This is a genomic window from Paracoccus zhouxuedongae, from assembly GCF_041927815.1.
Lineage (GTDB): Bacteria > Pseudomonadota > Alphaproteobacteria > Rhodobacterales > Rhodobacteraceae > Paracoccus.
Map to the genome: position 1 here is coordinate 2,501 of NZ_JBHFHM010000027.1, position 2,709 is coordinate 5,209.

Genomic DNA, 2,709 nt, shown 5'->3' on the forward strand with positions numbered 1-2,709 from the left:
TGAATATTCGTTATGATTACCCTCGGGTAGCTCATAGCGGGTATGAACAGGTACTTATGACCTGAATACATAGGGTTTTAAGAGCGAACCTGGGGAACTGAAACATCTAAGTACCCAGAGGAAAGGACATCAATTGAGACTCCGGTAGTAGTGGCGAGCGAACCCGGACCAGCCGAGCCGTAAGAATGACCAGAATGTGCTGGAAAGCACAGCCAGAGTGGGTGACAGCCCCGTATGGGAAGTTCGATCGGACGTATTAAGTAGGGCGGGACACGTGAAATCCTGTCTGAAGATCGGAGGACCACCTTCGAAGGCTAAGTACTCCTTACTGACCGATAGCGAACCAGTACCGTGAGGGAAAGGTGAAAAGCACCCCGACGAGGGGAGTGAAACAGTTTCTGAAACCGGACGCCTACAAGCAGTCGGAGGGGCCTTGAGCCCTGACGGCGTACCTTTTGTATAATGGGTCAACGACTTGGTCTGTCTAGCAAGCTTAAGCCGATAGGTGTAGGCGCAGCGAAAGCGAGTCTTAAAAGGGCGACATAGTTAGACGGATCAGACCCGAAACCAGATGATCTAGCCATGTGCAGGATGAAGGTTGGGTAACACCAACTGGAGGTCCGAACCGACACCCGTTGAAAAGGGTCCGGATGACGTGTGGCTAGGGGTGAAAGGCCAATCAAATCTGGAGATAGCTGGTTCTCCGCGAAAGCTATTTAGGTAGCGCCTCGGACGAATACCTACGGGGGTAGAGCACTACATGGGTGATGGGGTCCCACAGACTTACTGAGCCTAAGTAAACTCCGAATACCGTAGAGTAATATCCGGGAGACAGACGGCGGGTGCTAACGTCCGTCGTCGAGAGGGAAACAACCCTGACCAACAGCTAAGGCCCCCAATTCGTGGCTAAGTGGGAAAGCATGTGAGATTTCCAAAACAACCAGGAGGTTGGCTTAGAAGCAGCCATCCTTTAAAGATAGCGTAACAGCTCACTGGTCTAGATAAGAGATCTTGCGGCGAAGATGTAACGGGGCTCAAGCCACGAGCCGAAGCTTTGGATGCACCTTAGGGTGCGTGGTAGCGGAGCGTTCTGTGATATAGAACGCTGCCTCTTTTGACCCCTCGGGGTTAACGGAGGCAATGTTCTGACTGTGAAGCCGGGCCGTGAGGCAACCGGTGGAGTGATCAGAAGTGAGAATGTTGACATGAGTAGCGACAAACAGGGTGAGAGACCCTGTCGCCGAAAGTCCAAGGGTTCCTGCTTAAAGCTAATCTGAGCAGGGTAAGCCGACCCCTAAGGCGAGGCCGAAAGGCGTAGTCGATGGGAACCAGGTTAATATTCCTGGGCCAGGAGGATGTGACGGATCGCAGGGGTAGTTCACACTTATCGGATTGTGTGGGCTGCTGAGCGGTTCCTGGAAATAGCCCTCCATAAGATCGTACCCGAAACCGACACAGGTGGACTGGTAGAGAATACCAAGGCGCTTGAGAGAACCACGTTTAAGGAACTCGGCAAAATGCTCCCGTAAGTTCGCGAGAAGGGAGCCCGGGTTCTAGGCAACTAGAGCCCGGGGGCACAAACCAGGGGGTGGCGACTGTTTACTTAAAACACAGGGCTGTGCGAAGCCGTAAGGCGACGTATACAGTCTGACGCCTGCCCGGTGCCGGAAGGTTAAAAGGAGGAGTGCAAGCTCCGAATTGAAGCCCCGGTAAACGGCGGCCGTAACTATAACGGTCCTAAGGTAGCGAAATTCCTTGTCGGGTAAGTTCCGACCTGCACGAATGGCGTAACGATCTCCCCGCTGTCTCAAACGTGGACTCAGCGAAATTGAACTGTGTGTCAAGATGCACACTACCCGCGGTTAGACGGAAAGACCCCATGAACCTTTACTCTAGCTTTGCACTGGCACCAGGATTGTGATGTGCAGGATAGGTGGTAGGCTTTGAAGCGTGAACGCCAGTTCGCGTGGAGCCATCCTTGAGATACCACCCTTCGCAATCTTGGTGTCTAACCGCGGCCCGTTATCCGGGTCCGGGACCCTGCATGGTGGGGAGTTTGACTGGGGCGGTCGCCTCCCAAAGTGTAACGGAGGCGCGCGAAGGTTGGCTCAGAGCGGTCGGAAATCGCTCGTTGAGTGCAATGGCAGAAGCCAGCCTGACTGCAAGTCTGACAAGACGAGCAGAGACGAAAGTCGGTCATAGTGATCCGGTGGTCCCGAGTGGAAGGGCCATCGCTCAACGGATAAAAGGTACTCTGGGGATAACAGGCTGATGATGCCCAAGAGTCCATATCGACGGCATCGTTTGGCACCTCGATGTCGGCTCATCTCATCCTGGGGCTGGAGCAGGTCCCAAGGGTATGGCTGTTCGCCATTTAAAGAGGTACGTGAGCTGGGTTTAGAACGTCGTGAGACAGTTCGGTCCCTATCTGCCGTGGGTGTTGGAGACTTGAGAGGAGTTGCCCCTAGTACGAGAGGACCGGGGTGAACGTTCCACTGGTGGACCAGTTATCGTGCCAACGGTAGTGCTGGGTAGCTATGAACGGACAGGATAAACGCTGAAGGCATCTAAGCGTGAAGCCCCCCTCAAAACAAGGTCTCCCTTGAGAGCCGTGGAAGACCACCACGTCGATAGGCCAGAGATGTAAGCGCAGCAATGCGTTCAGTTGACTGGTACTAATTGCTCGATAGGCTTGATTTGATCCGGCAA

The 2,709-nt window shown here is 53.9% G+C and carries 1 rRNA gene (running past one end of the window); it reads left to right on the forward strand.

Features of this window, described 5'->3' with window-relative positions:
- Nucleotides 1-2,700: ribosomal RNA gene (locus ACEYYA_RS15600) — 23S ribosomal RNA — on the forward strand; it begins 133 nt to the left of the window's first position.
- The last annotated feature ends 9 nt before the right edge of the window (nucleotides 2,701-2,709 follow it).